21 protein-coding genes and 1 tRNA gene are annotated in these 24,328 nt (G+C 29.5%); 12 read left to right on the top strand and 10 right to left on the bottom strand.

Annotated elements, in window-relative coordinates:
- Positions 1–41: 41 nt before the first annotated feature.
- The 6 genes from DAD81_RS05740 (at position 42) to DAD81_RS05715 (ending at position 6,533) form a co-directional block, all read left to right on the top strand.
- Positions 42–2,051 (top strand): glycoside hydrolase family protein, encoded by a 2,010-nt coding sequence (locus DAD81_RS05740; RefSeq protein WP_111707275.1) that lies wholly within the window; start codon positions 42–44, stop codon positions 2,049–2,051.
- A gap of 208 nt (positions 2,052–2,259) precedes the next feature.
- Positions 2,260–3,309 carry an endonuclease/exonuclease/phosphatase family protein gene (locus DAD81_RS05735; protein WP_111707274.1) on the top strand — a complete coding sequence of 350 codons (1,050 nt, stop codon included), beginning with the start codon at positions 2,260–2,262 and terminating at the stop codon, positions 3,307–3,309.
- A 65-nt stretch (positions 3,310–3,374) separates the two neighbouring features.
- On the top strand, positions 3,375–4,574 hold the full coding sequence (locus DAD81_RS05730) for a winged helix-turn-helix domain-containing protein (RefSeq protein WP_111707273.1): 1,200 nt from the start codon (positions 3,375–3,377) through the stop codon (positions 4,572–4,574).
- A gap of 260 nt (positions 4,575–4,834) precedes the next feature.
- A complete protein-coding gene (locus tag DAD81_RS05725) occupies positions 4,835–5,578 on the top strand; it encodes an NYN domain-containing protein (protein WP_111707272.1) in 744 nt (247 codons plus the stop codon).
- Positions 5,579–5,711: 133 nt separating this feature from the next.
- On the top strand, positions 5,712–6,446 hold the full coding sequence (locus tag DAD81_RS05720) for a hypothetical protein (RefSeq protein WP_111707271.1): 735 nt from the start codon (positions 5,712–5,714) through the stop codon (positions 6,444–6,446).
- A 13-nt stretch (positions 6,447–6,459) separates the two neighbouring features.
- Positions 6,460–6,533 (top strand) — tRNA-Ala (locus DAD81_RS05715).
- Between the two features lie 291 nt (positions 6,534–6,824).
- Here DAD81_RS05715 and DAD81_RS05710 read toward each other — a convergent pair.
- Positions 6,825–7,565, bottom strand: coding sequence for a helix-turn-helix domain-containing protein (locus DAD81_RS05710; protein WP_111707270.1), 741 nt, complete (start codon positions 7,563–7,565; stop codon positions 6,825–6,827).
- 164 nt (positions 7,566–7,729) lie between these two features.
- Here DAD81_RS05710 and DAD81_RS05705 point away from each other — a divergent pair, with 164 nt between their 5' ends.
- The 4 genes from DAD81_RS05705 (at position 7,730) to DAD81_RS05690 (ending at position 11,774) form a co-directional block, all read left to right on the top strand.
- Positions 7,730–8,710, top strand: a complete 981-nt coding sequence (locus DAD81_RS05705; RefSeq protein WP_111707269.1) for an FAD:protein FMN transferase — start codon at positions 7,730–7,732, stop codon at positions 8,708–8,710.
- 14 nt (positions 8,711–8,724) lie between these two features.
- Positions 8,725–9,315 (top strand): hypothetical protein, encoded by a 591-nt coding sequence (locus DAD81_RS05700; protein WP_111707268.1) that lies wholly within the window; start codon positions 8,725–8,727, stop codon positions 9,313–9,315.
- Positions 9,316–9,447: 132 nt separating this feature from the next.
- The gene (locus tag DAD81_RS05695; RefSeq protein ID WP_111707267.1) at positions 9,448–10,407 is read left to right on the top strand and encodes a formylglycine-generating enzyme family protein; all 960 of its coding nucleotides are present in this window, start codon (positions 9,448–9,450) and stop codon (positions 10,405–10,407) included.
- Positions 10,408–10,439: 32 nt separating this feature from the next.
- Positions 10,440–11,774, top strand: a complete 1,335-nt coding sequence (locus DAD81_RS05690; RefSeq protein WP_111707266.1) for a Gfo/Idh/MocA family protein — start codon at positions 10,440–10,442, stop codon at positions 11,772–11,774.
- A 162-nt stretch (positions 11,775–11,936) separates the two neighbouring features.
- Here the strand turns inward: DAD81_RS05690 and DAD81_RS05685 are convergent, their stop codons facing one another.
- Positions 11,937–13,214 (bottom strand): DEAD/DEAH box helicase, encoded by a 1,278-nt coding sequence (locus tag DAD81_RS05685; protein ID WP_111707265.1) that lies wholly within the window; start codon positions 13,212–13,214, stop codon positions 11,937–11,939.
- Positions 13,215–13,381: 167 nt separating this feature from the next.
- Between DAD81_RS05685 and DAD81_RS05680 the strand changes: the two genes are divergently transcribed.
- On the top strand, positions 13,382–14,185 hold the full coding sequence (locus DAD81_RS05680; protein WP_111707264.1) for a Cof-type HAD-IIB family hydrolase: 804 nt from the start codon (positions 13,382–13,384) through the stop codon (positions 14,183–14,185).
- Here the strand turns inward: DAD81_RS05680 and DAD81_RS05675 are convergent.
- Positions 14,169–15,728: an NAD(P)/FAD-dependent oxidoreductase gene (locus DAD81_RS05675; protein WP_111707263.1), complete on the bottom strand. Its 1,560-nt coding sequence runs from the start codon at positions 15,726–15,728 to the stop codon at positions 14,169–14,171. The genes DAD81_RS05680 and DAD81_RS05675 overlap by 17 nt on opposite strands.
- A 126-nt stretch (positions 15,729–15,854) precedes the next feature.
- On the opposite strand from DAD81_RS05675, the gene DAD81_RS05670 reads away from it, so the two are divergent.
- Positions 15,855–17,954, top strand: coding sequence for an ATP-binding protein (locus DAD81_RS05670; protein WP_111707262.1), 2,100 nt, complete (start codon positions 15,855–15,857; stop codon positions 17,952–17,954).
- A 53-nt stretch (positions 17,955–18,007) separates the two neighbouring features.
- Here the strand turns inward: DAD81_RS05670 and ppnP are convergent, their stop codons facing one another.
- From ppnP to DAD81_RS05635, 7 genes are all read right to left on the bottom strand, one after another.
- Entirely contained in the window at positions 18,008–18,289 is a 282-nt protein-coding gene (ppnP, locus tag DAD81_RS05665) for a pyrimidine/purine nucleoside phosphorylase (RefSeq protein WP_111707261.1), read from the bottom strand.
- 59 nt (positions 18,290–18,348) lie between these two features.
- Positions 18,349–18,936, bottom strand: a complete 588-nt coding sequence (locus DAD81_RS05660) for a GDYXXLXY domain-containing protein (RefSeq protein ID WP_111707260.1) — start codon at positions 18,934–18,936, stop codon at positions 18,349–18,351.
- Positions 18,926–20,212: a DUF2157 domain-containing protein gene (locus DAD81_RS05655; protein ID WP_111707259.1), complete on the bottom strand. Its 1,287-nt coding sequence runs from the start codon at positions 20,210–20,212 to the stop codon at positions 18,926–18,928. The genes DAD81_RS05660 and DAD81_RS05655 overlap by 11 nt, the downstream gene beginning before the upstream one ends.
- Before the next feature lie 11 nt (positions 20,213–20,223).
- Positions 20,224–20,511, bottom strand: coding sequence for a hypothetical protein (locus tag DAD81_RS05650; protein ID WP_111707258.1), 288 nt, complete (start codon positions 20,509–20,511; stop codon positions 20,224–20,226).
- A gap of 11 nt (positions 20,512–20,522) precedes the next feature.
- Positions 20,523–21,725, bottom strand: coding sequence for a cation:proton antiporter domain-containing protein (locus tag DAD81_RS05645; protein WP_111707257.1), 1,203 nt, complete (start codon positions 21,723–21,725; stop codon positions 20,523–20,525).
- Positions 21,726–22,631, bottom strand: a complete 906-nt coding sequence (locus tag DAD81_RS05640) for a mechanosensitive ion channel family protein (protein WP_111707256.1) — start codon at positions 22,629–22,631, stop codon at positions 21,726–21,728.
- Positions 22,632–22,696: 65 nt separating this feature from the next.
- Positions 22,697–24,328 carry a flotillin family protein gene (locus DAD81_RS05635; protein WP_111707255.1) on the bottom strand — a complete coding sequence of 544 codons (1,632 nt, stop codon included), beginning with the start codon at positions 24,326–24,328 and terminating at the stop codon, positions 22,697–22,699.

The following is a 24,328-nucleotide window of genomic DNA, read 5'->3' as shown; positions in this document are numbered from 1 at the left end:
ACTATACTTTAAAAAAACGCAATACCAAATAGGATTATAAAATGAATTATTTAAAAAATATAACTTTCACAATTTGCTTAATCTTCGGCTTAAACCCTTCAATTAATTGCATATCTCAAGTACCTTATGTTCCTAACCAAAAGATCGTAACCGGTGGCCAATTCAAAGATTTTATATTGCCAATGCCAATTCACATAAAGTTAACTGATAAAAAAATATGGGGAGCTAAAAACGTGCTCCCAAGAGACGTAAAAAATGGCTTAGAAGATAATAAATGGTGTTATTGGGGCGGAAACCCTATGTTGGGAAAAGATAGAAAATACCATATTTCAATTGCAAGGTGGAAAGAAGAAACAGGACATTGGGGTTGGCCAAAATCGGAAGTAGCACATGCAATTGCAAATAACCCTTTTGGTCCTTTTAAAGTTACCGGAACTGTGCTCCCCAAAGCGCATAATCCTGAGGTTGTAAAACTTAATGATGGAGGTTATATGCTACATATTAGTGGAGGAGAAATTTTTACTTCAAAACAATTACAAGGTCCTTGGGAAAAGCTTGGAAAAATTAAAATTGATATTCGTGGATACAAAGGCCTATCTCACTTATTTACCAATTTAACAGGTTTACAACGTAAAGATGAGAGTTTTCTCTTTTTTACAAAACGTGGTGATGTAATGATTTCAAATACAAGTTTACTTGGCCCTTATAAAATAGTTTCTGTACGTAATTACGATCGTTATAGTGGTTACCCTGAAGATCCTGTAATTTGGAAAAGTCGCCATCAGTATCATGTAATCTTCAATCATGCAGTGGACAAAAAATCTGTTTATATGCGTTCTTTAGACGGAATAAATTGGAAAATAGAATCTGGAAAACCATATGACGTAACCGTATTTAGATATACCGATGGTACTAAAAACAAGTGGGCCAAATTTGAAAGACCAAAGGTTCAGCAAGACAGCTATGGGAGAGCAACACACTTATCATTAGCTGTTATTGATGTTGAAAAACATTTAGATTTAGGCAACGACAATCACAGTTCTAAACATGTAATAATGCCTTTAGCTGTTGAACGTTTGATAGAAATTGTAAACACCAAACCAATAGACAATAAAACAACCGAGGTAAAAGTTAGTATAAAAGCTGAAAAAAACTTTAACCCTCAAAGCGACATTAACATGGAATCTTTACGGTTAGGAAGCTCAGATGAAGTAAATTTTGGAAAAGGCGCTAAAGTTAAAAGCTTTACAGCTACAAAAGATGGTTTAATCCTTACATTTAATTGGAATAAAACAAAAATCACCTCAGCAGATTATGATTTAAAACTCTTAGGGAAATCTAAAACAAACGCAATAGTTTTTGGTTACGCTTTATTGCCACAAAAAACTGAAGACCCAGCTTCTTTAGTAACAGTTCCATTTAAAATTGAAACTAAAAACAATAAACAATATTTAACTACTGTAGTTGAGAATTTTGGTCTAAAAAATTCAACTCCTTCCAAACTAAACATATATCAATATTTAAATCAAAAGAGAAATAAAATCAAAGAATTTGAAATCCCTAATTTAAAACCTTATGAAAGTTTTGCTATTGAATACCCTATAAACACCAAAGATGAAGCTGAATACGAAATTGTAATTTTAGAAGACAATTACACTAATAAACTTCTGAATAAAGTAGATGATTCTCACTATTCAATTATATATAACGGAAATTGGACAAAAAATTTAAACGGTAAAAATATTTATAAGGGAAGTGAACAAGTATCTGAGCAAGAAGGAGCATCAGCCGTTTACTTTTTTCATGGAACTCAAGCTAAATGCTACGGAAATATTAACAAAAAAATGGGTAGCGCTGAAGTTTATATTGATGATAATTTTATTGAAAAAATAGATTGTTATTTTGGCACTAACCTCCATAATGTGGTTATATATGAAACTTGCACGTTACCAAAGGGTCTGCATAAACTAGAAATTAGAGTTACAGGAAAACATTATAAAGGAAATTTAACGGGACCAATTGCTATTGACGCTTTTTCATACAAAGAATAATAAATCACAGCAAAAACAATAATTAATATAATATTTCAGCCTGAATTAATTTAACTTGGCTTAAAGTTTGTTAGTACATTAGCATCTGTTTCAGTACTATTTGTAAAGTAAGCATGTTAACCTTTTTATCACTCAAAGGAATTATTAACTCCAGGCTTAAAGTTTACAAATGAAAAGTATGACCGATAAAAAACAATAAAATAAACCAATGAAAAGAATTTTACTATTTATAATTACCTTTTTACTAGTATCTAACACGGTATTTTCTCAAAAAAATTACCAAATAAAAACGATTGCTTTTTACAACCTTGAGAACTTATTTGATACTATTAATGATATTGAAAAGGACGATGAGAAAAGTCCAATAATGGGAATAAAAGAGAACCGAGAAGGAGTTTACAAACAAAAACTTGAAAACATGTCTAAAGTTCTTTCAGAAATCGGAGTTAAAGAAACTAACAATAGCCCAGATATTATTGGCGTTGCAGAAGTTGAAAACAGGAAAGTGCTAGAAGACCTTTTAAATACTGATAATTTAAAAGATAAAAACTATCAAATAATTCATTATGATTCACCTGATTTAAGAGGAATAGATGTGGCTTTATTATATAAAGAAAATGCATTTAGACCAATACATCATGAAAATTTTGAACTAAAACTTTGGGATGAAAAAGGAAGACGTATTTACACCAGAGATCAATTATTGGTTTCGGGTTATTTAAACGATGAATTAATACATATAATTGTTAATCACTGGCCATCTAGAAGAGGTGGCGAAGAGAAAAGCCGCTCTAAAAGAGAAAAAGCAGCCTATTTAAATACTCAAATAATTGAAAAAATAAAACTCTCAGATCCAAATCCAAAAGTGATTATTATGGGAGATTTAAACGATGATCCAACAAACACCAGCCTAAAAAAAGTTTTAAAAACAAAAGCAAAAAAATCTAAGGTTAAAAAAGGTGATATTTACAACCCAATGGAAGATATGTTTAGACGTGGGCAAAACACACTAGTATACAGAGACAATATTAACTTGTTTGATCAAATAATGTTTACTTCACCGTTGCTAACAACAAAAAAAGATTTCTCAACCTATAAAATGTATAAAGCAAATGTATTTAATCCGCAATATTTAACCACACAAACAGGAAAATACAAAGGATATCCTCATAGAAGTTTTGCTGGAAACAGATTTATAAATGGTTATAGCGACCACTACCCTGTTTATATTCAATTAATACGTGAACCAAAAAAATAATTATAACACTTTTTAAAAACAAGATTCAAAAGAACAAAAGAGAGGTATCTAAATGATAGTGTAAGATGGTTAATAAAAAAGAAAAACTCTCCATACAAGAAGCTAGAAAGTTGGTGTTGTTATCCCAGAGAATCCCTCCTATTAAACAGCATAAAAACCCTCTAGACTCCACACTGTATGCAATTGAACATCTTGGTTACATTCAAATTGATACAATCTCTGTAATTCAGAGAGCGCACCATCATACACTTTGGAATAGAAACCCAAAATATTCAATTTCTCACTTAGATGATTTAATGACCAATAAACAGATCTTTGAATACTGGTCGCATGCAGCTGCATATTTACCCATAAAAGATTTTCGTTTTAGTTTACCCCGTAAACATGCCATTGCTACTGAAAAAGAAAATCATTGGTATAAACGCGATGAATCTTTAATGAAAATGGTATTAAAGCGAATATCAAATGAAGGTCCTTTAATGTCCAAAGATTTTGACAATAAAGGAGACAAATTTGGCGAATGGCAAACCAAACCAGCTAAACAAGCATTGGAATTACTTTTTATGCAAGGTGAATTAATGATTTCTCACCGAAACAATTTTCATAAAGTTTATGATTTAACTGAACGTATATTACCAAATACTATTAACACATCAACTCCAAGTTCTAATGAATACGCTCGTTTTATAATTACACGATATTTAAAAGCAAACGGAATTGGACAAGCTTTGCAAATTGCATATTTGCTAAAAAACACCAAACCTCTAGTATCAAAAACCTTACAGGAAATGATTTTAAATGGAGAATTAATACAAATAACTATTAAAGATTCTGTTTACTATACATTGCCATCTACATTGCAATTATTGAACACACCATTAAAAATCAATAAACTTAAAATACTATCTCCTTTTGACAATCTTTTAATACAGCGAAAACGCACTAAAGAATTGTTTAATTTTGATTATTTATTAGAGTGCTATGTCCCTGCTGCAAAACGCAAATTTGGTTATTTTACACTACCAATTTTATGGAATGGAAAATTAGCGGCTCGTATGGATTGCAAAGCAGATAGGAAAACCTCAACATTAAATATTTACCAGCTTTCAATTGAGCCTTGGCTTAATATCACAGCTGCTTTTGTTAACGCTTTTCAAAAAGAGCTTATTCCTTTTTCTCAGTTTAATAATTGCACTAAAATTGTACTCCACAAAACTCTTCCTTCTTCTATTAAATTTGAGTTGCAACAAAAAATTAATAGATAAAGGGAAATGATAATTCGTGAAATAAAAGCTACACTAATAATTTGTTCTGAATTATCAGAAAATAATACACCTTTAAAATTTCATTAACAGCCGGGCTATTTAATTCTTCCCCATCATTAGTACTTCAGCTAAAAAACAAATTAGTAAAAGAAAGAAAATTAAATACTTAATATTTATTATACTATATTTTTAAATTAATGTATAAAAATCACCTGTTTTCTAATTTATTTTAAGTGATTTATTCCGTATCTTTATCCATTATGATTAAAGATATAAAACTAGCCGTTTTAATAGACGGCGATAATATTCCATCACGTTATATTAAAGAAATGATGGAGGAAATTACCAAATATGGTACACCAACTATAAAACGTATTTATGGAGATTGGACCAAGCCTCATCTATCTAAATGGAAAGCCATTTTATTAGAAAATGCAATAACTCCAATTCAACAGTACGGTTATACTACGGGTAAAAACGCAACAGATTCAGCCATGATAATTGACGCCATGGATATTTTATATTCAGAAAAGGTAAATGGTTTTTGTTTAGTTTCATCAGATAGTGATTTCACAAAACTGGCAACACGTTTAAGAGAAGCTGGTTTGGTTGTTTACGGAATTGGAGAAAAGAAAACACCAGACCCGTTTATTGTAGCATGTGATAAGTTTATCTATTTAGAAATTTTAGATAAATTAGATGATGATGCTGAAACTGGAAAACCAAAAGTTAAAAAAGCGAGTATCGATAAAATTACACCTAAAATAATACGCTTGCTAAGAAACTCTGTTGATGATACTGCAGATGATGATGGTTGGGCTTTTATGGGTGATGTTGGTTCATTAATTTTAAAGAAGCAACCAAATTTTGATTCACGTAATTTTGGGTTTGATAAACTAACACCTTTATTTAAATCACTACCTCAATTTGAAATTGAACAACGTGATAACCAAAGTAAAGGTCGTTTTAAACTAATTTATGTTAGAAATAAACAAAAAAAGTAATACTTTTCAGATATAAATACCGTAATTTATTATCAAGAAATAGATTGTAAGTCCATTTAATATTAATAATTTTGCGCTTTCTTAAAAAAGGTAGAATTCTACAATTATAAACAAGAGTATTAAAGAGATGAGTATGGATAACATAGAACAAATTAATGGAGTAATTGCTGAATATTTTAATACTCATAAAGAAGATTGGATACCTGCAAAAGATATTATGCCAGCATTAATAAGTGCAGGTGTTTTTACAAGAGACTTTAAAAAGGGTATGCCGCTAAGAAAAGTTTTAAGAGAGTTAGATAAAGAAAATGCACTTGACAAAATTCCTTTTGTTCATGCAGAACGAAACGAAAAAAATACGTATTGGTATTTGGTAAGAGAAGGATCTGAATATTCTCCAGTTGAAAAAACAGCAGAGATAACAAAAAAACAGCTTGGTATACAAAAAAGAGAAAATAGCGACGAATACTACGTTTTAAATTTATGTGATGAAATACTTAATGAAAAAGCATCAAGACAATATACTTTCCCATTCCTTTTAGGGGATTTTCATAAAGATAAAATTAGTAGAACTAAACTTCCATTAGATGGTTTTTACCACAGTTTAAATCTTGTGATTGAATATCGTGTAAAGCAACAATTTAATGAAGATCCCAAATCCGAAACTAGAACAATTAGTGGCGTTTCTAGAGAAGAACAACAAAAATTGTATAATGAACGTAAAAGAGATGTTCTTTCAAGAAAGAACGTAAATTTAATTGAAATTAATTATTATAGTTTTGAGTATGATGATCAATTAAAAATTGTACGTAACAAAGAGAAAGATATTGAAATACTTAAAGATATATTGAAAGAATATATAAATTAAGAATTTTGGTTTTGGGGATGTAGCTCATCTGGCTAGAGCGCTTGACTGGCAGTCAAGAGGTAGTGGGTTCGACTCCCATCTTCTCCACTAGTGATAGTAAGACTTTCAAGAGATTGGAAGTTTTTTTTACGCCTTTATATTTCTGAAAAATTGTAAATAGCAAGGTCACTTCGGAAATGAAAATTATAAAAATTTAAATAAAATTAACTTTTTTTTAAATTTATTTTAATAAAATGATATTTATCATAGAGATAATTTAAAACAAACTATAAATTTACTACTCATTATATTCACTTGGATCCCTGAGTATAATTGTTTGATAAGGTGAAAAACCACTTTTTACATTGTAGATAGTGGTTTTTCCATTTCATTTTTTATTTAAGAATTTAAGTTTTCATACCTTATTTTATATTTTTTAGGAGTCTCATTTAGCATAGCTTTAAAATCTTTATTAAAATGACTCTGGTCGTGGTAGCCACAAGAATATGCAATTGAACTTAAATCTTTATCTGAATTTCTAAGCATCTTACAAGCTAAATGCAATCGTACTTTCTTTAAATAAGCAATAGGGGATATTTTAAAATCTTCTTTAAAATTTCTTAATAATGATGTTTTGGACATTAAAGCAATTTCACATAAATCATCTAAAGATATTTTTTTGTCAATATGCGTCTCCATATATTTTAAAACCTTAATTAGCTTTTTATTTTTAAAATTATAAGCTCCGTTTTCATTCAGTTTTGATGTAACTCCAATTAATCCAATAACATTATTTTTATTATCAAATATTGGATACTTTGACGTTTTTAACCAATAAGTTTTAAAATCAACAAAAGGTACCATTTCAATTTTATCAATAATAGATTTCCCTTCTTTTAGCACAAATTGGTCATCTTTAATAATTGATTTAGCAAAATGAGCAGGTAAAAAATCATAATCACATTTTCCCAATACGGTAGATTTTTTATCAACTCCATAAATAGATAACATAAATGTATTTAGACTAATTATTTTTCCTTCAATATTCTTCGCGAAAAAGCCTAAATTGGTACGTTCAAATAATTTTTGGGTGAAATTTATGGAATTTATTTTCTGATTAAGCAACTCTTCATAAATCATAATATGGATATTTTATTCTTTTTACAATTGCCTAAAGTATTAATTTTTAAAGGAAATATATTTTAGTTTGGTTATATTTTACAATAAATAGATGATTTAATCATATAAAAAAAGTGATTAATAAAATAACTTTGAGCAGTTGATAATTTTTGAAGTCAATAAGGTTGAAAAAAAATAGAATATTTTGTAAAAAAATAGTGTTATTAATAGCTGTATTTACGGCAGTTAATATGTATGCAAAAAGATTTTCCTATATCGAAAATAAGTTAGGAGGAGATTTTAAATTAGTTTTTTACACATCCGATAAAAATAGTGCAGATGCTCTTGCTATTGAAACCTATTTGTATGTTGATTCATTAAATAAAATTTTCAGCAATTATTTAAAATCAAGTGAAATTAGCATTCTAAATAAAAAGAGAAAAATAACAAACCCTTCAAACGAATTAATTCAGATACTAAAATATGCTCAAATTGCCTTTAACAAAACCGATGGTTATTTTGATATTTCTATTCAACCTTTAATTAATCTTTGGAATAAAGCCGGAGACAAAGGAAAATATCCCACCAAAAAATGCATCCGTAAATATGGTGATAGAATAGGTTTACCTAAGGTTTTAAAAATTGAAAACAATTCTTATTTACTAAATAAAAAAAGTGAACTGCAATTAGGCGGAATAGCCAAAGGTTATATAATAGATAAAGTTTATCAGTTTTTAAAAAATAAAAAATTCAAGTCCTTTTTAATTGAAGCCGCAGGAGATATTAGAGTTTATGGAAACCCCGAAAACGCCAAATATTGGACAGTTGGAGTATCTGCAAATAAGTATACAAATTATTCAGTAAATTTAAAATCAGGACAAGCAATTGCTACTTCTGGGAAAACGTATAGATATAAAATTATTGAAGGCAAAAAGTATTCACATATAATTAATCCTAAAAATTTAATGCCCGTTATACATAATTATACATCTTCAGTTATTGCAACTAGCGCAACAACTGCTGATTATTTGGCCTCAACATTTAATATAGTGACAGATAAAATTGAAATAAATACAATTTTAAATAAGCATAGCAACGTAGAATTATTGTTGTTTAATAACAACGGAATATTTTTTGAAACAACACATTTTTTTAACAACAAGTAAATAATATATACCTAATGAACATAAAAATAATAAAACTGTTTGTAACACTATTCTTACTAAATTATGGAATTCAAGCACAAACAACATACACGCTATCTGAAAATGCAGCAATGAAAATTGATGGCACTTCAACTGTTAGCGATTGGTCTGTAGAAGTTTTAAAAGCTACAGGTAGTTTCACGTTAATTAATGATTTTAAAATTGAGGTTGGAGCTATTTTATATTCAAATTTAGAATTTAGTTTCCCTGTAGATAAAATGGAAAGTGGGCGTGGGCCTATTATGAATTCAAAAATAAAAAAAGCATTAAAAAGTACCGAAACCCCTTCAATTGTATATAAATCAACTGAAAATAAAATTGTTTCCATAACTGATTCTACGTTTGTTTTAGAGTCAAAAGGAACAATTGCTGCTGCAGGAGTAGAAAAACCATTTAGCGTATCTTTAAACAGCTCATTTGATACTGAATTGAACACAATTTCTTTTGAAGGAAATAAAGACGTTTTAATGTCTATGTTTAATATTGTTAAGCCAACAGCCTTTTTTGGAAAATTAAAAACAAAAGACGAGTTGAATGTAAAATTTAAAGTGAGTTTTACCAAATAATTAAAATTACAAATTATATATTTATAAAACACGCAGAACCAATTTTAACATACAAGGAAATCACTAATAACGAGCACCATGCTTGTGCTGAGCGAAGTTAAAGAATGACCATTAAAATAAAAATGTAGATACATGAAATTATTACAAGTTTTAATCTTAGCAATAGTCCTTTTTTCAATTGAAGGAATTGCTCAAAATGAATTTTCACCTTACACACAAAATATAGATGGAACTGATGTTTCGTTTAAAATGGTACCAATTAAAGGTGGTTCCTTTTTGTTAGGAGCGGCAAAAAAAGATAAGAAAAAAGAAACAGATGAATTGCCCCAAAAACAAGTTGAAGTAAGTTCTTTTTGGATGGGAGCATATGAAGTAACTCACAAAGAGTTTTTATTATTTACAGATGCTACAAGAGATTTATTAGCAAACGGAAAACCAAACCCTGAAGTTATTTCAAGACCATCAAGCCCTTATGAAGACCCTTCAAAAGGTTTGGAGGATGAAGATATGAAACCAACCGTTGGATTAACACAATATGGAGCTTTATCATATTGTCGCTGGCTGTACAAAAGAACTGGTGTTTTTTACAGAATTCCTACCGAAGCAGAATGGGAATTTGCAGCAAAAGCAGGAACAGAAACTCCTTACTTTTTTGGGAAAAAGAAGAAAAAATTGGCCGAATATGCCTGGTATGCTAAAAATGCAGAAGAGCAACTTCACCTAGTTGGATTAAAAAAACCAAATCCAAATGGGCTGTATGATATTTATGGAAATGTTGCAGAATGGTGTTTAGACCAATATTATGCAGATTTTTATTCAAAACTTAAAGACGGAGAAAAAGATCCTAGAGGAATGCCAGATGCATTGTATCCTAGATCAGTTCGTGGAGGTTCATTTATGGATGATGAAACCGGTTGTAGAAGTACAAACAGAATAACCTCAACAGATGATTGGAAAGCTAGAGACCCTCAATTACCAAAAAGTTTTTGGTGGAATACAGACTCTGAATTTGTTGGATTCAGATTGGTAAGACCACTAAAACAACCAAGCAAAGAAGAAGCAGAAATGTTCTTTTCTTCTATGTTAGAATAATAAACCAAATAGTAATAAATATATATAGTATCATGGAAAGAAGAGATTTTATAAAAAATTCTGCTTTAGTTAGCGCTGGACTTTTAACTTCAACAGGAGTATTGGCAAATGGATTAGGTTTTAATAGCGGTTCAGGTGATGCTCTTAAAATAGCATTTATTGGTTGTGGAGGAAGAGGAGCAAGAGCAGTAAAAGCGGCATTAGATTTAGAAATTCCAACAGAACTTGTTGCAATGTGTGATTTGTTTAAAGACAAAATAGATGTTAAGGAAAAAGTACTTTTAGATGCTGTAAAAGATAAAAGTAGAATTAAAGTAACTGAAGAAACTAAATTCACTGGTTTTCAAGGTTATAAAGATGCAATAGCGTTAGCAGATGTTGTTTTTATTACCACTCCAGCGGCATTTAAACCTCAAATTTTAGAGGAAGCTATAAAGCAAAATAAGCATGTATTTATGGAGAAACCTGTATGTGTAGATTCAATAGGATTTCAACAAGTTATGGCTGCTGCTGCATTGGCTAAGCAAAAAAAATTATATTTAGCAGCAGGCCTTCAAAGAAGATACTCAAGTGGTTACCAGGCTGTTGTTAATGAAATTCATAATGGTGCAATTGGAGATATTTTAACTGCTGAATGTTATTGGATGGGAAGACCTATTGGTGATTTGTCTAGACCTAGAAAAGAAAATTGGACAGAAATGGAGTTTCAAAACAGACATTGGAGATCATTTTCTTGGGTAAGTGGTGGAAATGTAGAAGAATATCATGTTCATAATTTAGATATTATAAACTGGGTTTTAAATGAGCCTCATCCAGAATCTGTAATAGCAATGGGAGGAAAATCTCCAGGTAAAGATTTCTCAGGTTCTTTAGGTGGTTTTGATAGTTTAACTTCAAATTTTAAATATAAAAATGGTGTTTCTGTTCATAGTTATAGCAGAAATATACCTAATTGTAAAAATAAAAATGGAGAATATTTTTATGGGACAAAAGGTAAATGTGTAATTAATGGAAATGCAAAAATATACAACCATAAAGGCAAAGAAATTTTCTCAGCAAGTAGTGAAAAATACGGAAAATTTCATGGTGCACATGATAAAGTTCAAAAAGTATTAATGGAGAGTATTTACCACGGTAAAAAATATATTAATGATGGCTTTTATGCGGCTCAATCATCTATGACAGGTGCTTTTGGTAGAATGTCTGGTTGGTCTGGAAAAGAAATGAAATGGGATAAAGCAATTGAATCTAAAGTAGCCTTATTTAATTATACCGATGGAACTAATATGAGTACTACACCTCCTGTTTTACCTGATGCTTTAGGAAATTACCCAGTGCCAACACCCGGGAAAACTATAGTATTGTAGAATGAAATTTTAAACAAAAAAAAGAGACTGTTTAAGACGTGAAATTTTCGTCAACCTGAACTTGATTTAGGTTCTCATAATGATTGATTATCAGTATGATGAGATTCTGAAATAAATTCAGAATGACGGTTTTCAACACTTTTTAAACAGCCTCTTTTTATTCTACTTATTTCTTTTAGGATAATATTTCCTTTTTTTATTTGTAGTCTGTTCTCCCACTTTTTGCTGATTTCCAGTTTTACGTGTTGACTTTTTACGTTGATTTTTAGTCGGTTTTGGAGCTAAAGGAATTTCTTCATTTTCATCTAAAACATATGGATGTTCCTCAATAACCGGTATTTGCTGTTTAATTAGTTTTTGAATATCTCTTAAATACGCTTTCTCTTCTTGGTTGCAAAAAGATAGTGCAATTCCACTAGCTTTAGCTCTTCCCGTTCTACCAATTCTATGCACATAGGTTTCAGGTATGTTTGGTAAATCGTAATTTATTACAAGAGATAAATCTGAAACATCAATTCCTCTGGCAGCAATATCTGTAGCAATTAAAACATTTAATTCACCTTTTTTAAAACTTCCTAATGCACGTTGTCTGGCATTTTGAGATTTGTTTCCGTGAATGGCAGCAGCCTTAATATTAGCTTTTAATAATTGACGTACAATTTTATCAGAACCATGTTTTGTTCTTGAAAAAACTAATACAGAAGCATTTTCATTTTCTTCAATTAAATGAATAAGTAGTTTAGATTTATTAGGTTTACTAACAAAATATAACGCTTGTTCAACTTTTTCTGCTGTTGCCTGCTCTGGTTTAATCGTAACTTTTTCAGGTTTACCTAAAATCTTACCAGATAACTCAACTATTGATGAAGGCATTGTAGCTGAAAAGAAAAGTGATTGTCTTTTAAAAGGAAGTTTAGCTATAATCTTTTTTATATCGTGAATAAAACCCATATCTAACATTTGATCGGCTTCATCTAAAACAAAATACTTTATATTTTGCAAACTTATATGACCTTGAGAGATTAAATCTAACAAACGTCCTGGTGTTGCGACTAAAATATCTACCCCTCTATTCAATGCATCTGTTTGAGCTCTTTGTTTTACTCCACCAAAAATAACCGTATTTTTAATACCAGTATACTTTCCGTAAGTTCTAATGCTTTCATCTATTTGAATTGCAAGCTCTCTAGTAGGAGTAACAATTAATGATCTAATTTTTCGTTTTCCTTTATAATCTTCTTTACTATTAAATAGGTGTTGCAATATTGGTATGGTAAAAGCAGCAGTTTTTCCTGTTCCTGTTTGTGCGCAACCTAATAAGTCTTTTCTATCTAATAAAATAGGGATTGCCTGTTCCTGTATTGGTGTTGGGTTCGTATATCCTTCTTCATTTAAAGCCTTTAAAATAGGCCTAATAATTCCTAATTCTTTGAATTCCATATAGTTTATTAAGTTGGCAAAGGTACATTATTAGTTTTAATCTAATTTCAAATATCTAATTAACTAAATTTCAAAGAAATATGAAACGTTTTCGTTAAATACCTTAATTACTTTTTCCATTAAAAAACGGATTCCTTAGTTTTGTGAGATTATTTTTAAACATAAAGATGGATTATCAATTAATTTGTTCTGATATAGACGGAACGCTATTAAATAAGGACAGAGAATTATCAAAAGCAACAATTGAGCAAGTAAAAAGGGTTGCTCCTATTCCTTTTGTTTTAATTTCATCTCGTATGCCAAGTGCTTTACGTCATTTACAAAATGAATTTGGAAATGAGAAAACTCCTTTAATTGCCTATAACGGAGGTTTGGTACTAAATAACTCTGAAGTTTTACATTCAACTTTTATTAAAAATAGTGTTTTGGCTGAAGTAATTAATAAATGTATTGAAACTTCCATTCATTTAAGTTTATACCACGCAGATGAATGGTATGTACCATCAATGGATTATTGGGCAAAAAGAGAACAGAATAACACAAAAGTAACTCCTGTTGTAAAAGCAAATAAAGAGGTTTTATCAACTTGGGAAGTAGAAGGAAAAGGAGCGCATAAAATTATGTGTATGGGAGATGAAGCTGAAATTGATGCGTTGTATAATTCCTTAGAACTAGAATTTTCTAGTGAAATTATTTTATACAGGTCTAAGGAAACATATATTGAAATTTCACATAAAGATATTTCCAAAAAAACAGCGATTGATGTTGTTCTTAAAAATTGTTACCCTTCACTTACAATGGGTAATGTTGTTGCTTTTGGAGACAATTATAACGACATTGAAATGTTAAAAGCAGTTGGGTTAGGTATTGCCGTTGGAAATGCAAAACACGAAGTTATGCAAGTTGCAGATGTTGTTACGGATACCAATAAAAATGATGGAGTTGCAAAAGCTATTAAAGAATATTTTTAATAGCAGCCTCAGCACATCGTTCACCATCCATAGCTGCAGATACAATTCCACCTGCATAACCGCCACCTTCTCCACAAGGGTATAATCCTTCAATTTCTGGATGTGATAATTTTTCGGTTCTAGGAATATTTATTGGTGAAGAAGTTCTAGATTCTACACCAATTACATTTGCTTCTTCCGTATAATAACCGTGCATTTTTCTACCAAATTCAGCAAAACCTTTTCTAAGTCTTCCTCCTATTTGTTTTGGAAGAATAGAATGCATTGAAGCAGATTTTAAACCTGGTTGGTAAGATGTAGGATTTAATGAGTTGGATAATTTCCCTTCAACAAAATCAGTTAATCTTTGCGCTGGGGCTGTTTGCGTTTTTCCACCAGCAACCCAAGCTAATTTTTCTAAATCTTTTTGAAATTCTAAGCCTTTTAATTCTCCAAATTTCTCATATTTTTTTAAATCTTGATCTGCATTAATTTCTACAACAATTCCTGAATTTGCATAAAGGTTATTTCGTTTTGATGGAGACATTCCATTTACAACAATCTCTTCATTTGCCGTAGCCGCAGGCACAATAAAACCACCAGGACACATACAAAAAGAATACACACCACGCCCATTTACTTGATGTACTAAACTATATGCAGCTGCAGGTAATAACTCATCTCTTTTACCTTTGCAGTGGTATTGAATTGAATCAATAATTTCTTGCGGATGCTCTACACGAACTCCCATTGCAAAAGATTTTGATTTAATAAAAATATCCTTTCTTTTTAGTAAATAATAAATATCTCTAGCTGAATGACCAGTTGCTAAAATTACAGCGTTTACAGTCATTTCTATACCGTTTAGCAATTGAATAGCCTTTAGTTTCTTATCTTTAATAACAAAATCTACAACACGACTTTCAAAATGGATTTCCCCTCCATATTTTAAAATAGTTTCCCGTATATTTTTTACAACTTTTGGTAGTTTATTGGTTCCAATATGTGGGTGTGCATCAACTAATATTTGGTCTGTAGCTCCGTGATACACTAAGTTTTCAAAAATTCTTCTTACATCACCTCTTTTTAAACTTCGGGTATATAGTTTTCCGTCTGAATAAGTTCCTGCACCACCTTCACCAAAACAATAATTAGAATCTTCGTTAACAATATGAAACTGATTAATGGCTCGTAAATCTCTTCTTCTATCCTGAACATTTTTACCTCGTTCTAAAACAATAGGTTTGTAACCTAATTCTATACAACGCAAAGCGGCATACATTCCTGCAGGTCCAAAACCAATAATATGAACTTCTTTTGCTGAAGAAACATCTTTGTATTCAAAATTATAATCTGATGTTTCTGGCATTTTTTCATTTACGTAAACCGCTACTTTATAATTGAAAATAATATTGGCTTTTCTGGCGTCAATAGATTTACGTAATACCTTTACTGCGGTAATTTCATTCAATTCAACTCTTAAAATACGCGCAGCTTTTTTTTCTAAAAAACCTGTGAATTTTTCTTCCTTAAGATTTACACGAATTTGAATTTCTTTTACCATAGCGGCAAAATTAATCAAATTTAAAGGATAATACTATTGCTTTATTTTTTGATTCTTTTTTTAAATAAAAACATAGGACTAATTCATCTGAAAACAACTACCTTTATATGTTATTTAAAAATAAAAATGAAAACATCTATTCCCCTCGTAGTTTTTATCATTTACTGTTTAACTATTTTATGTTTTTCAAATATAAATGCACAAGAACAGCATGATATCGATTCAATTAGAAATTTAAACTCCCTTGAAAAAAATCAAAAAAAACTTGTTGAAAACAATAATAAATTAGCTTATTTATTTGGAGGAATAAATATTGATAGTTCATTATTTTATAGCAATAAAGCAATGCAAATTGCAAAAGATATAAAGTACAGAAAAGAACTGGCAGTGTCTTATTCATTTACGGCTAGAGGAATGATTGAAAAGGGTAATGTTAATGTTGCTCTTGAAAATTTTGATGCTGCTTTAGAGCTTTTTAAAGAAGAAAAAGATACTGTAAATATTTTAGATTGTTACAAAGGCATGGCTTATGTGGCTTCTTACGGTTCTAGTCAATTAAAAAGCCTGGATTACAATTTAAAGGCTTTAAATTATGCTGAACATCTAAAGGATACAGTTAGCATGGCTATCATTTATAATAATATTGGTTCTATTTACAAGAAGCTAGATAATTATAATTTCTCATTGTTATATTTTAATAAATCACTAAAATTAGAGCTTCTTAAACAGAAAAGAACAGTAAGTGGCTTAGCTATCTTATATTCAAATATAGGAGTTGTAAAAGTTGAAAATAATAAGTTTAAGGAAGCCGAAGAAGATTATAAAAACGTAAAAAAATTATTACCTAGTGTAGATAGTGAATATCTTCAGTCTTATTTGTATTTATCTTTATCGGGTTATTATATAGGTATAAAAGATTTTAAATTAGCTAAAAATTATATTGACTCGGCTGCAGTAATTAGTGAAGAAAAAAACATTAGGCAAATAAAATCTAGAGTTTATAGAAAACAAGCAGAATGGTATTTTTATCAGAATTTATTTAAGGAAAGTATTAAATATTTTGATAAGTGTTTATCCTATTCAAAATCTATAAATGTACATGAAGAATTTCCTGAAATTTATAAAAAAAGAGCTGAAGCATATGTTAATACGGGGCTTTATAAAAAGGCTTTTTATTCTTTACAAAAGGCAAATACATCCATAGATTCTTTAAAAAATAACAGTGTTGCAAGTTTTTTAAGTGATTTTGATGATCAAAAAAGAACGAATGAAATTGAAAAGTTAAAACTTGAACAAACTTTAAAAAATCAACAATTAGAAAATGCAGCTACAAAGAAAAAAGAATTAATTAGTAGAACTATTATTATCATATTAATTCTTTTGGTAATTATAGGGGTTGTTATGTATTATTTTTTAAAGGTTCGTAAAAAAAATAAGATTTTAAAACAGCAGCATGCAACTATTATTAGTCAAAAATTATTACTTGAAACTAATATTAAAAAATTAGAGGAAAGTGAAAAGAAACTTCAAAAGTTAAACGCAACAAAAGATAAGTTTTTTTCAATAATTGCGCACGATTTAAAAAGTCCGTTTAACTCAATTTTTGGCTTTAGTAAGTTACTATCCAATAATTATAAATTGTATAGTGATGAAAAACGAATACAGATGATTCAAAATATAGAAAACGTATCAGAATCAACTTTTAATTTATTGGAAAACTTACTTAATTGGGCAAGGTCTCAAAGAGGATTTATAGATATTAAAAGAGAGGAACTTAATTTGAAAGACTTAATTGACAATAGTATTATAGCTTATTTAGGTTCCGCTTCAATTAAAAAAATTAAAGTAAATAATCATATAGATAAAAACATAGAAGTTTGTGTTGATAATGACACTATGAAAATAGCCTTTTCTAACCTATTTAACAATGCCATCAAATTTAGTTCAATTGGAGGTGAAATTTTATTAACCTCAAAGTTAAATAAAAATAATGTAGAGGTTTGTTTTCAAGATTTTGGAATTGGAATGGATAAATCTATTATTGATGATTTATTTAAGGTTGAAAAAAATGTTAGTCGTAACGGAACATCAAATGAAAAAGGAACAGGATTGGGATTAATCCTATGTTATGAATTTATAACCAAAAATAAAAGTAAAATTTGGGTTGAAAGTATAGAAGGAGAAGGAAGTAAATTTTATGTTTCTTTACCTTTAAAATGCGAATAGTTTAACAAGTAAGCTTTATTTAAAAGCTTACTTGTATTTTAAATTTATTAATACTAATTATAAGTACATAAATAAGAAGTTTGTCCAACAGATTTAACTTTAAATGATGAATTCGCTTCAACTTCAAATGATTCTCCTGCTTTAAAAGATTTCCAATCTGTAGTATTTGGTAATTGAGCAATTAATTCACCTTCAATAACCGTCATTTTTTCATGAGATGATGTACCAAATTCATATTCGCCATCTTCCATAACTCCAATTGTAGACTTTCCATTTTTTGAAGAATAACCAAGAGATTTTACTGTTGCGTTAAAGTATTCATTTACTGAGATCATAAGAATGTTTTTATATTTTTTTGGTAAATATAAAGAACTCACTAAAACTAAAAAAGTTATTATTTATTTGTGGCAGAATTTTCTTCTACAATTTGTTTTATAGGTTTTCCATTTATTAAAACATCTTTTAAAACAGCTTCTCCATTTTTAACATAAACTAAAGCATAAGTTTTGTTCATGTTATCTCTTTGAGATTCTCTATAAGTATTTTCAGCATCTTTAGCTTTAAATTCTTCCATGTAATATCGCTCAAAAGGATACTGAATAAGTATACGTTTATTTTTCTCAGTTGCATATACTCTATCAACTTTTGCTTCAATAAAATCATTAGAAGTTTCAGCTGGTTTTTCTTTTACAATACTTTTTATAGTTGCAAAACCATCCTTATTATTTTGAAGAAGTACAAAAATTATTTCATTTCTTTTCCATTCTTTTTCATCTTCAATATTAAACTCATTTTCTATAAAACTAAGTACTATAAATTTTCCTCTAAAAGGATCTGTTGGATCAATTGGGGCAGTTATAAATTTATACGGTGTCCCAGTCTTTAATGTGTCCTCTTTACTCAAAATCATTTTAAATGGAACAAATAATTGAGCGATAACAACAGCAATAAATAATGTGAATAATAACTTTTTATTTTTCATTACTTTTTCTTTTTTTTAGCATCCAATAATTTGTTATAAAAAACCCTACTCCAACAGAAATAAATAATAATCCTCTTATTATAAAGCTTAAATCTGTATCAAAAAATCTGCAAATTACTAATGCAGTAATAATTAATAAACCATAATTTAAAATGCCTAAATGATTTTTTCGCGCTCCTTCTCTAATGGTTAAAATCCCAATTAAGAAAACTAATAAATTGATAATTATTACAGGAAAAGATGTTTTTAAACCTATTAAAAACAATATAATAAACAGGATAAAAACAAACTCTATTAAAGTGCTTTTTTTAATAAATTCTTTTCTGAATTGTTTCAAAAGAAGAATAAATGCAATTATTGAAAATATTGATGTGACAATTATTTCAGCATAAGGTTTAAACCCATTATATTGAAATTGTATATTTAATAAATCATCCCAATACCAACTAAAACTTAATGATAGTAACACTCCAATAGTTCCCAATGACCCTAATACTAAAAAACTATTATTTCTTAATTTTTGAGCTTTAAAATAGTTTGAATTTCCAATTAAATAATAAACCCCTAAAATACTTAAATAAGCAGCAAACATAATTTCTTCAAAATAAGTTGCAACTGTTCCCAATGAAATGATAATAGATAATGGAATTAACCAATTATAAAAAACCAGAAAATTACTTTTAGGACTCTTTTTATAAAGTAAATAATAATTTGGAAGTATTAATAAAAGTAAAAGCCAATACACATAAGTTTCAACATGAGGGTAAGTCCAATAACCTATTTTACAAGCATAAAATGTAATTCCAATAATATATAAAAAGCCAATTGAATTAGATTTCATTAAATACACCAAAGGCAAACATAAAAGCATCCAAGTAATTGTAAACGAAGTAATGTTACCCGGTATATTATAAATCTGACTGATTAATGAAATACTTGCTCCAACACCAAAAAACAAAAATACAGAGGAGCTTTCTATCCAAGTTGTATTGTTATTCTTTTTTAATAAAGTGAACCCACATAATAGTTGGCCAATTACTAACGGTATAAAAGCAATAACTGTTTTTGTTAACCTAGATAAGTTATCCCAGTTATGAGCTAAAATTAAGATTATTCCAAGCCCTACTAAAAGCGCCCCTAAAATACCAAATACAATAAACAGTTTATTGGGTGAAGTGTTTTCTTTCTTATTATAAAAAGCTTGTATGTTGCCCGCAATATCTTCTGAAATTACGTTAGCTTCAACAAGTTCTTTTAAATCTTTTGAAATGTTCATTAAAACGATTTTTAAAAAGTAATAAAATTAAATATTAACAATAGAATTAAAAGTATTAACGCTCCCGAAACCCAAATAATTTTCTGTTTTTTTTGGTCTTCTTTTGCTTCATCTTTAATTTTTTGTTTAACCTTGGTTAATTCTTCTTCTGATAGTTCCGGAAGATCATATGTTGTTTTTGAGTACTTTGTGTGGGAATAATCATTCCCTCCTTTAAATTTTCCTTTTCGTGCGTTTTTTAAAGCTGCATTTTGCTTCACTCTATTCAACATATCATTTACATGACCTCCAAAACTCATAATCTTCCTTTTTAACTTAAATTATTAAGTCTCATAATTTTCTTTTTCTGATAAATCTTTAATAGTTTTTCAGTAATTGAAATATAAAACGGACTTATTAATAATGTTAATGAAATTAAACTAATGGTGAATTTATAACCAAAATCACCTAAAATTCCTAACGAAAATGCAGATGAGCTGATTAAAAAACTTAACTCACCAATTTGAGCCAATAAAGCACCTCCTAAAATTGCCTCATGCCATTTACACGAAAATAATTTTAAGATAAATGAATTTATAAAATGATTGGTTAAGTAAACCGATAATAACACTAGTGTGATTACAACATAATTTTCAACAATAAATTGAAAATCAATTTGAAGTCCAATACTCACAAAAAATAGCGCTACAAATAAAACCCGAAAAGAGTGCAAGGTGTCATAAATCCAATCCGTTGCAGTAGAAACGTGCATTACCATTCCACCTACAAAAGCTCCTAAGGCAGGAGAAATTCCAAAAGCTGAAACTAAAAGAGCACCTCCAAAACACAATAAAATGGCAGCAAAAACCTGTAATTCATGGTCGTTTTCAATTTTATTTGCAAATGGTAATTTTATACTTCTTTTAATATAAATGTAAATTAAAATAGCCATTACTACTAACCCTCCTATTACCATTAAAATAATATTTTCTAAAGATTCTTCCTTACCGCCAACTACCGAAGTTATAATTAGTAATGGAACAATTATAATATCTTGCATTAATAAAATACTTAATACATTTTTACCAATTCGAGTAGATATCAGGTTTTTATCCTGAATTATTTTTATAATAACGGCAGAACTACTTAAAGCAATTACAAAGCCTAAAATAACAGAGCGCTCAATATTCCAATTAAAGAAATAACCAATAATTATTACAGTTAAAACACTAAAACCTACTTGCAGTAAAGTACTAACAACTGCTAATTTCCATTGCTTTACCAATTCGGGTAAGCTAATTTCCATCCCTATAAAAAAGAGCAGTAAAATAATTCCAATTTCACCTAAATGATGAATGGAATCAGAATCTTTTATCAAGCCAATTCCGTGTTCACCTATTAAAGCGCCAATCATAATATAACCAATAATGTAAGGTTGTTTAAATCTTTTAAGAATTAAACCAAATATTATAATAAGTATAGCCAGAATAGATACAAAGGTCACCGTTGGATCTAATTGTGTGGATAAAAACATTTAAGTTTTGTTTGAAATATTAACATTAAAATCAGGAGTTTCAACTAATTGAAAGGTTGCCGAAGCAAATTTAATTTCTCCATTTGTTTTTTCAACTTCAGTTAATATTTGAGTAAATAATTCGGATTTTGTAAGCCTTCTTTTTCTAAAATGAACAACATATCGCAAGGTAAATTCAACCCAATTGTCATTTGCTACAAGAGTAACCATTGGCTCTGTTTGAGCGTTTTCTAATAAAAATTCTTTTTGAAGCGCATTCCATTTTTCCTGCGAAACATTGGTTAAATCACCTACAGTTTTTTTAGCTATTTCAATAAATAAAATTTTCGCTTTTTCATAATTACTTCCATATTGAATGGGAATTTTAATTTCATCCCATAAAAATGGAAAATCTCCCGAATAATTAAAAACAGGTTCTTTAAAAATAAAACTATTGGCAATTAACACAATTCTTCCATTATATAAATCACCATCAACCCATTGGCCAATTTCCATAACAGTAGTTCTTAAAACTCCAATATCCATCACATCACCTTTAATTCCACCTAATTGAACTCTGTCTCCCGTTTTATAAAAACCACCAAATAAAATAGCCAACCAACCTGCAAAAGACGCAATAACTTCTTGTAAAGCAAATGCAATACCGGCTCCGGCAACTCCTAAAGCAATTGTAAAACCACCTAATTTGTTGCTGTAAATTATAGCTATTAGCAGAATAGAAAACAAATAACCTGCAAATGTTGAGATCTTTTTTGTTTTATAACGGTGGTTGCTATTTTTTAATTTTGAAATAAATTTTTTCTGAATAGCTTTTATTACAAACCAAATAATAATGATACCAATTAAAATAGTTGCTATTTTTCCAACAGTAGGATTGTATAATAATTCTTTTAATTGATCTTCCATCTTTATAAAAGTTTTAAGTTCAACTACCTATATGAAATGAATTAATATAGATAGTTGAATAAAAATTAATCTTTTTCACTATCCGGTTCTGCTTTACTTTTAGACTCAACAATGTTTTCAGCATCAATGTTTTTAATATCTTTTCCTTTTAAATATTCTGGCAATTCCATACCAGCCATATTAAACATTTCTTGTAATGGTGGTACTGCTTTATACATACCAGAAATAAAGTTAGAAGTTGATGTTTTACCATCTTTACCTCCACCATTTTCCCAAACAGTTATTTTATCAATTTTAATATTTTTAATCGCTTCAGCTTGTGTTTTAACCAACTCAGGTAATTTATCTGCAATTAATAATAAAGCAGCATTTTGAGCGTCATCGCCAGCAGCTTTTACAATTTCATCTAAACCTTGTGCTTGTTTTGTTAAGATTTCAAAAATACCTTTTGCTTCTGCTTCTTTTTTCATAAAAATAGCATCCGCTTCACCTTTTGCAATACGTCTTATTTGTTCCGCTTGGGCTTCTGCGTTAATTTCAACTTTTTGTTTATCTATTTGAGCAGGTACAACAATATCTGCTAATTGTTCAGCTTCTTTACGTTTTGCTCTTGCTATTTCAGCTATTTGTTCGGCAGCATATGCTTCTTCTAATGCTTTTGCAGCTTGTACTTTTTCAGCGGCAATTGCTCTTTTTGCAGCTTCAGCTTCACGTTCACGTCTTAAAGCATCAGATTCGGCAATTTCAATTTTAGAAATATTTTCTCCTTCAATTGCTTTTGCATTGGCAACAGCAGTTTTAACACGTTCAACTTGTTGTGCTTCTGCCTCACCAATTTTTGCTTTTGCATTAGCATCAGCCGTTTGAATACGTTCTTTTTGGTTTGCATTTGCTTCTCCAATTTTTGCAGTTGCAACTTTATCTGCAACTTGTACACGTTCTGTTTGGTTGGCTTCAGCTTCTCCAATTTTTGCTTTCGCTAAAGCATCGGCAACACGAACTCTTTGATCTTGATGCGCTTCAGCTTCACCAATAGATCCATCTCTTAATTTTTGAGCCACCGATACTTTAGCCTCATTAATTGCTTTTGCGGCAGCTTCTTTACCTAACGCTTCTATATACCCAGACTCATCATGAATATCAGTAATATTAACATTAATTAATTTTAAACCAACTTTCTTTAATTCAGCTTCAACACTATGTGTAATATGTGATAAAAATTTATCTCTATCTGAATTAATTTCTTCAATATCCATTGAAGCAACTACTAAACGCAATTGACCAAAAATAATTTCTTGGGCCAAATCTTGTACAGCGTCTAATTGTAAACCTAATAAACGTTCTGCAGCATTTTGCATAACACTTGGCTCTGTTGAAATACCAATTGTAAAACGAGAAGGTACGTTTACACGAATATTTTGCTTACTTAATGCATTTGTTAGATTTACTTCAATAGACATTGGAGTTAAATCTAAAAATTCATAATCTTGAATTATAGGCCAAATAAAAGCCGCTCCACCATGAATACATTTTGCAGATTGTCCTCCGCCTGTTTTTCCGTAAACGACTAAAATTCTATCAGACGGACAACGTTTGTACCTTCTTATCATTGAAAAGAAGAATACAACTAAGATAAAAATAATAGCTCCAACCAGGTAAACTCCCGTTGCTGCTATTTGTAAGGGTAATAAATTCAT

The organism is Lutibacter citreus (assembly GCF_003260195.1).
GTDB classification, from domain to species: domain Bacteria; phylum Bacteroidota; class Bacteroidia; order Flavobacteriales; family Flavobacteriaceae; genus Lutibacter; species Lutibacter citreus.
Note: the sequence above shows the minus strand (reverse complement) of the source record. Positions and strands in the feature narration are given on the sequence as shown.

What these genes read in the sequence shown, in the direction of transcription:
- DAD81_RS05640 (WP_111707256.1), bottom strand. Translation starts at nt 22,631, where the DNA reads ATGGAAGATCAATTAAAAGAATTATTATACAATCCTACTGTTGGAAAA.
- DAD81_RS05675 (WP_111707263.1), bottom strand. Translation starts at nt 15,728, where the DNA reads ATGGTAAAAGAAATTCAAATTCGTGTAAATCTTAAGGAAGAAAAATTC.
- DAD81_RS05650 (WP_111707258.1), bottom strand. Translation starts at nt 20,511, where the DNA reads ATGAGTTTTGGAGGTCATGTAAATGATATGTTGAATAGAGTGAAGCAA.
- DAD81_RS05670 (WP_111707262.1), top strand. Translation starts at nt 15,855, where the DNA reads ATGAAAACATCTATTCCCCTCGTAGTTTTTATCATTTACTGTTTAACT.
- DAD81_RS05700 (WP_111707268.1), top strand. Translation starts at nt 8,725, where the DNA reads ATGAACATAAAAATAATAAAACTGTTTGTAACACTATTCTTACTAAAT.
- DAD81_RS05710 (WP_111707270.1), bottom strand. Translation starts at nt 7,565, where the DNA reads ATGATTTATGAAGAGTTGCTTAATCAGAAAATAAATTCCATAAATTTC.
- DAD81_RS05635 (WP_111707255.1), bottom strand. Translation starts at nt 24,328, where the DNA reads ATGAATTTATTACCCTTACAAATAGCAGCAACGGGAGTTTACCTGGTT.
- DAD81_RS05740 (WP_111707275.1), top strand. Translation starts at nt 42, where the DNA reads ATGAATTATTTAAAAAATATAACTTTCACAATTTGCTTAATCTTCGGC.
- DAD81_RS05690 (WP_111707266.1), top strand. Translation starts at nt 10,440, where the DNA reads ATGGAAAGAAGAGATTTTATAAAAAATTCTGCTTTAGTTAGCGCTGGA.
- ppnP (WP_111707261.1), bottom strand. Translation starts at nt 18,289, where the DNA reads ATGATCTCAGTAAATGAATACTTTAACGCAACAGTAAAATCTCTTGGT.
- DAD81_RS05725 (WP_111707272.1), top strand. Translation starts at nt 4,835, where the DNA reads ATGATTAAAGATATAAAACTAGCCGTTTTAATAGACGGCGATAATATT.
- DAD81_RS05735 (WP_111707274.1), top strand. Translation starts at nt 2,260, where the DNA reads ATGAAAAGAATTTTACTATTTATAATTACCTTTTTACTAGTATCTAAC.
- DAD81_RS05720 (WP_111707271.1), top strand. Translation starts at nt 5,712, where the DNA reads ATGGATAACATAGAACAAATTAATGGAGTAATTGCTGAATATTTTAAT.
- DAD81_RS05730 (WP_111707273.1), top strand. Translation starts at nt 3,375, where the DNA reads ATGGTTAATAAAAAAGAAAAACTCTCCATACAAGAAGCTAGAAAGTTG.
- DAD81_RS05655 (WP_111707259.1), bottom strand. Translation starts at nt 20,212, where the DNA reads ATGAACATTTCAAAAGATTTAAAAGAACTTGTTGAAGCTAACGTAATT.
- DAD81_RS05685 (WP_111707265.1), bottom strand. Translation starts at nt 13,214, where the DNA reads ATGGAATTCAAAGAATTAGGAATTATTAGGCCTATTTTAAAGGCTTTA.
- DAD81_RS05660 (WP_111707260.1), bottom strand. Translation starts at nt 18,936, where the DNA reads ATGAAAAATAAAAAGTTATTATTCACATTATTTATTGCTGTTGTTATC.
- DAD81_RS05645 (WP_111707257.1), bottom strand. Translation starts at nt 21,725, where the DNA reads ATGTTTTTATCCACACAATTAGATCCAACGGTGACCTTTGTATCTATT.
- DAD81_RS05695 (WP_111707267.1), top strand. Translation starts at nt 9,448, where the DNA reads ATGAAATTATTACAAGTTTTAATCTTAGCAATAGTCCTTTTTTCAATT.
- DAD81_RS05680 (WP_111707264.1), top strand. Translation starts at nt 13,382, where the DNA reads ATGGATTATCAATTAATTTGTTCTGATATAGACGGAACGCTATTAAAT.